Genomic DNA, 6953 nt, shown 5'->3' on the forward strand with positions numbered 1-6953 from the left:
CTCTCTATAAAAGTGGGAGATATAGTTAGAACAGAGGATAATAAATATTTAAAAATAAAAGATATTTCCAGTGGATATGATAATAACCATAATCCAATAACATATTATTCATATGATGCCTATTTTGATAAGGACTTAAAACTATTTTCACATTCCTTTAAAGGAAGATTTAAAAGCTTTAGAAGTATTAAGAAATGAAGTAGAAGAAAAATTAACAAAAGAGATTGTAGAAGATAAATTAGCAGTAAAAGTAGGATATTATTATGCTTTAGTAGATAAAGAGAAAACAAAGGATATAGAACTAGAAGAAACAGGAATTAGAGTTTATCCAAGAAAGGAAAACTCACAAGGAAAGATCTATACTTTATATAAAGGGAAATCTTTTGAAGATAGCAAAAAAATAGACAGTCTGTTTGATGAAATTACTGCCAAAATGAAAGAAGCAAACCTTACAAATTTAAATGATGTATTAGAATTGGAAAGGGAAGGTTTATTTGAAATTACTGATGATAAAGTTACAAAATTTGAGGAAGGCTATGATATAGATGTTCAAAGCTTTAATCAGCAATTTCCAGATTATTATAATGATATATATGTTTTTAATAAAAATCTTGAAATCAGTGGTGCATATCAAAATTTAGCACATATAAATGAAGAAAATAAAATTACTTTTAATATAAATTTATCGCAAGAAGAAAAATCAAAAATTGAAGAAATAAGAGATAAAAAAGAAGTTCTTTCCAAGTTAATAGATAAGGATATCAAAGAAAAAAGAGAATACTATTTTGATCCTCAAAATGAAGAATACTTACTACTATCAAAGAAAATAGAAGAAGGACTATTAAAAATCCCAGATAGTATTAAGGAGACAATCGATGGAAAAGAAGGCTTTGATGTAGAGCTAATCTTAGATATAAAAGAAAAAACTCTAAGACAAAATTTACGATACAATGGATATATTTTAAATTCTAATCAAGCTATAAAATATAAAAGTTATAAGGACATATTAAGTAACTTACCTTATTTACTTGATGACAAACATAGAGAAGTGCTTTTAAATGGATATTTAAATCAGCAAATAGAAAATGATAGAACAAGGCAAGAAGAAAATCCATTTAAAGAAGGTATGAGTATTAGATACAAAGGAAAAGAATACACTATAACCGCCATTAACGATGCTACAAGTCCTAAAACTATAGAATTAGAAGATAGCACAGGACTAATGAATGGTTTTATTACCGGAAACGAAATAATTCTTTTTAATGACTACAAAGATCTTGATTTGGAAGTTATAAAAAAAGAGGAATTAATTCCGTTAGAAATAGAAGATTATAGTCTTTTAGGATTACCAGTTCAATTTAGAAATAAGGAATATTTAATTAAAGAAAATGAATTTAATGAAGCTGGAATGGGTAGATTAGCTTTAAGTACAATAGATAAGAGTGGTATTACTGAAGTAATATATAGTAGAGAAAGACCTGTTTCTAATATTTTTGTAAGAAAGGAAGATTTAGAAGAATATAAATCTAGTGAAAAAGATATATTAAGTAAAAAACAATCTATCGATAAAGAGGAATTAGTAGAACAAATTAGCTTTGAAGATATTGACAATAATAACGAAGAAAAAGTTAAAAAAGACAATTCAAGGCTTTTACATAAAAGCCTTGATGTAATAAATAATAAATCTTCTCTTGTTGCTGATCAGTTTATAGTAAGAGTTGATAATGAAAAGGAAGAATTTTTAGTATATAGTTCGTCTAATCCAAAAAATTATAGGGAATTTACTCTACCTTTTTCTTACCTCAAAGGAATCGACAAAATTGACGGAGATGGTAATTCATTGAAATTAACCACTCATAGAAAAGAAACTATTGATAAGAAGTTAGAAGAATATAAGGAATGGAAAGAAAATAATGAGTTAATAAGGACTGATAGAGAAAATATAGAAGGGATTTCTGAAGTTTCTTTAGAAAACTATAAAATTATTAATGAAGAAGAAAACCTACCACCTTCACAGAGATTAAAAAACAACATTGAAGCTATAAATGTCTTAAAGGCTTTAGAAAAAGAAAATAGAAGTGCAAGAAAAGATGAACAGGAAATTTTGGCAAAGTATATCGGCTGGGGAGGACTTTCTGATGTATTTGATGAAGAAAAGGAAGGTCAATGGCTTGAAGCAAGGAACTTTTTAAAAGAAAATCTAACTGGGGAAGAATATAATAGGGCAAGAGGATCAACCCTAACAGCTTTTTATACGCCGAAAGTAGTTATAGACGCTATCTATGAAAGTCTTTCTAATCTTGGCTTTGAAAAAGGAAATATATTAGAACCAAGTGCTGGGACAGGGAGATTTATAGGAAATCTACCTGAAGAAATGAAAGAGTCAAACTTTTATGGAGTTGAATTAGATAGCATTAGTGGACAAATTGCCAAAGAACTTTACCCTAATGCCAATATACAAATAAAAGGATTTGAAGAAACCAATTTTTCTAATAACCTATTTGATGTGGCCATAGGAAATATTCCTTTTGGAGAATTTAAAGTAGCAGATCGTGAGTATGAAAGAAATAACTTTCTAATTCACGATTATTTTTTTGCTAAAACTTTAGATAAGGTTAGGGATGGAGGCATAATTGCTTTTATAACATCTTCAGGAACAATGGATAAAAAAAGTGAAGATGTTAGAAGATATATATCAGAAAGGGCGGAGTTCTTAGGAGCAATACGACTACCTAATAGAACATTTAAAGGAGTAGCAGGTACAGAAGTAACTTCAGATATAATCTTTTTAAAAAAGAGAGATAGGCTATTAAAGCTAGATGAAGACTGGGTAAAGCTAGATGAAGACGAAAAAGGACTAATATATAATAAATACTTTGTAGATAATCCTCAGATGGTAATAGGGACTATGGAAGAAATACCGTCAAGATTTGGAACAAGCCTTGCATGTATTGAAAATAAAGATATTTCTTTAGAAGAAGGACTAAAAAAAGCCATTAAAAATATTCAAGGTAGGTATGAAGAAGCTCAAATAAATGATGATTTAGGAGAAGAAACAATACCGGCTGATGATAGTGTTAAAAACTATTCTTTTGCTTTAGTGGATGATGAAATATATTTTAGAGAAAATTCAATTATGCAAAAAATATCCTTAAACGAAAAGGATAAAGATAAGGTAAAAGAATATTTAAGATTAAATGAAAGTCTAAGGAAAGTTATAACCTATCAAAGAGAAGACTATTCAGATGAAGAGATAAAAAAAGAACAAGAAAATCTAAATAAATTCTACGATGATTTCAATAGCAAACATGGAAGACTAAATTCAAAAACCAATAAAAAGTTATTTAGAGAAGATGCCAATTTTTCTTTAATTTCAACTTTGGAAAAATTAGATAAAGAAGGCAACTTTATAGGAAAATCTGATATCTTTAACAAGAGAACTATAAAAAAAGCTGTAATAATAGATCATACAGATAGGGCAATAGATGCTCTGGTACTCTCTATTAGTCAAAAAGGTAAAATAAATTTTGATTATATGGAAGAATTGACAGGAAAAACAAGAGATAAATTAATAGAAGAATTAAAGGGAGAAATATTTTTAAATTTAGATTCCTTTGAACCTAATGATATAAATCCATTTAAGTCTGCTAAGGATCTAGGAGATTTTTCAAGACCTTACGTAAGTGCTGATGAATACTTGTCAGGAAATATAAGAGATAAAATTGAAGTTGTAGACTCTTATATTAAAAACATCGAAAAAGAGTTAGGAAAGGAAGAAAATCTAGAGGATAGTAAACTCTTAAAAAAAGAATTAGAAGAGTTACATTTTCAAAAAGCAAAGCTAGTGGAAGTAATGCCTAAAGCACTAGATGCAAGTGAGATTACAGTTAGAATGGGTGCAACATGGATACCGGAACAAGATTACAAAAAATTTATGTTTGATTTGTTGAAAACACCAGTTTCATCAAGGTGGAATATAGATATTAAGTATTCTGACTTTACAGGAGAATATAGAGTTGAAGGAAAAAGCTCTGATAGGGACAATGACCTTGCTTCTTTTACCTATGGTACAAATAGGGTAAATGCCTACAAATTGATAGAAGATACTTTAAATTTAAGAGATACTAAGGTATTTGACCAAGTAGAAGACAGTGATGGAAAGAAAAAATCTGTGCTTAATCAAAAAGAAACAATGCTTGCAAGAAGTAAGCAAGAGATGATAAAAGAAGAATTTAAAAGCTGGATATTTGATGATGTGGAAAGAAGAAATAGATTAGTAGAAGATTATAACGAAAGATTCAATTCCATAAGACAAAGGGAATATGATGGATTTAATCTTACTTTTGAAGGAATGAATCCTGAAATAGAATTAAGAGCACATCAAAAAGATGCCATAGCAAGAGGTCTGTTTGGTGGAAATACTTTACTTGCCCATGAAGTAGGAGCAGGAAAAACCTTTGAAATGATAGGTATAGCCATGGAGTCAAAAAGACTTGGTATGAGTAATAAGTCAATGTTTGTTGTTCCTAACCACATCGTAGAGCAATTTGGAAGAGAATTTAATGAACTCTATCCAGGAGCTAATGTATTATGTGCCACAGAAAAAGACTTCACACCAGATAGACGAAAAAGATTTTGTAGTCGTATTGCTACAGGAAGTTTTGATGCTGTTATTATAGGGCACAGTCAATTTGAAAAAATTCCTATATCAAAAGAAAGACAAGAATATGAATTGCAAGGTCAAATTGATGAAATCATTGACTATATAGATGAATATAAAAGAGAAAGGGATCAAAGATTTACTGTAAAGCAATTAGAAAAAACAAAGAAAAAATTAGAGACAAAGTTAGAAAAACTAAATGCTGATTATAAGAAAGATGACGTTGTAACCTTTGAGGAACTGGGAGTAGATAAGTTATTTGTAGATGAAGCCCAGCCTACAAAAACCTCTATCTATTTTCTAAAATGAGGAATGTAGCAGGAATTACTTCTACAGATTCACAAAAATCATCAGATATGCTTATGAAATGCCGCTATATGGATGAAATAACTAATAATAAAGGATTAGTATTTGCCACAGGTACACCAGTAAGCAACAGTATGGCTGAACTTTATACCATGCAGAGATATTTACAGTATGATGAATTAAAAAAGATGAAATTGCAACATTTGATTCTTGGGCATCTACTTTTGGAGAAACAATAACGGCAATAGAATTAAATCCTGAGGGTAATGGTTATAGGAGCAAAACCAGATTTGCAAAATTTTATAATCTTCCTGAACTTATGAATACTGTAAAAGGATTTATGGATATTAAAACAGCTGATGTTTTAAATCTTCCTACACCAATTGCCCATTATGAAACTATAAAAACAAAGCCTACCGAAGAACAAAAAGAAATTCTTGAAACTTTTTCCGAGAGAGCAGATAAGGTTCGTGATAAGCAGGTAGATTCAAGTGTTGATAATATGCTATTAATAACAAATGATGGGAAGAAGATGGCATTAGATCAAAGATTAATCAATCCTTTACTTCCTGATGATCCTAATAGTAAGGTAAATACCTGTATAAAAAATGTATTTAGCATTTGGGATAAATATAAAGATAAAAAATCTGCTCAATTAATATTTTGTGATATGTCTACACCAAGTAGTGATTTTAATATCTATGATGATATTAAAACAAAACTTATAGATATGGGAGTACCTGAAAATGAAATAGAATTTATTCATAAGGCAAAAAACAATATGGAAAAAGATGCTATCTTTGATAAGGTAAGAAAGGGAGAAATAAGAGTCTTACTTGGTTCAACACAGAAAATGGGAGCAGGTACTAATGCTCAAGACAAGCTAATTGCAATCCACGATCTTGATATACCATGGAGACCGGCTGATCTTTCTCAAAGGGCAGGAAGGATTGTGAGGCAGGGAAATGAGAATAAGGAAGTCCATATATTTAGATATGTAACAGAAAATACTTTTGATGCCTATCTTTTCCAAACCTTAGAGAATAAACAAAAATATATTTCTCAAATTATGACTTCAAAGACACCTGTAAGAGTTGCAGAAGATGTAGACGAAGCCACATTAAACTATGCCGAAATCAAAGCTCTTGCAACAGGAAATCCATTAATAAAGGAGAAGATGGACCTTGATGTTGAAGTTTCTAAACTTAAAATGCTAGAGTCCAATTTTAAATCAAATCTTTACAAGCTGGAAGATAAAGTAGTTAAATTTTATCCAAAGGAAATAGAAAGATTAAAAGAAAGGATAGAGAACTTAAAGGAAGATATTAAAAATGTTGAGCCTTATAGAGAAGTAGATAAAAATTTAAAAGAAGATAATAAATTTACCTCTCTAATTATTGACGGAAAGAAGTATATAGATAAGAAAATAGCTGGAGAGTTTTTGTTGAACAAAATTAAGGGAGTTAAAATATATAGGGAAATGGATAAAGATGGAGAAAAAATAGGTGAATATAGAAATTTTGATTTATCCATAAAATATGATTCTTTTTTCAATAAATATAACTTTATATTAAAAGGTAAGGGAGAATATAGAGGAGAGTTTGGAACAGATGAAATAGGTAATATAACAAGAATGGATAATGTATTGATAAATTACCAGAAAGATTAGAAAATACAATTTCAAAACTAAAAGATACAGAAGAGCAATTTCAAACAGCCAAAATTGAAATACAAAAGACATTTCCACAAGCTGAACTTTTAAAGGATAAGACATTAAGACTTGCAGAAGTAAATAATTTACTAGATATGGGAAAAAGTGAAGATATAAGCCAAGATAATCCATTACTAGAAGAAGTAAAGGAAGAATTGATAGACTTCCTTAACAGAGAATATGATGAAGAAAACAGGTTAGAGGACTTTGATACTATATTTCCTGACTTAACAGATATAGGAATAGCTTATACAACTACACCAGATGAAAAACATG

Annotated in this window: 1 pseudogene; it reads left to right on the forward strand. The window is 29.4% G+C overall.

From position 1 onward, the window contains the following. Positions 1-6953, forward strand: a pseudogene (locus tag HMPREF0077_RS06980) (helicase-related protein); the annotation flags it as partial.

Origin of the sequence: Anaerococcus tetradius ATCC 35098 (genome assembly GCF_000159095.1) — a bacterium.
In the GTDB taxonomy this organism is placed as follows: domain Bacteria; phylum Bacillota; class Clostridia; order Tissierellales; family Peptoniphilaceae; genus Anaerococcus; species Anaerococcus tetradius.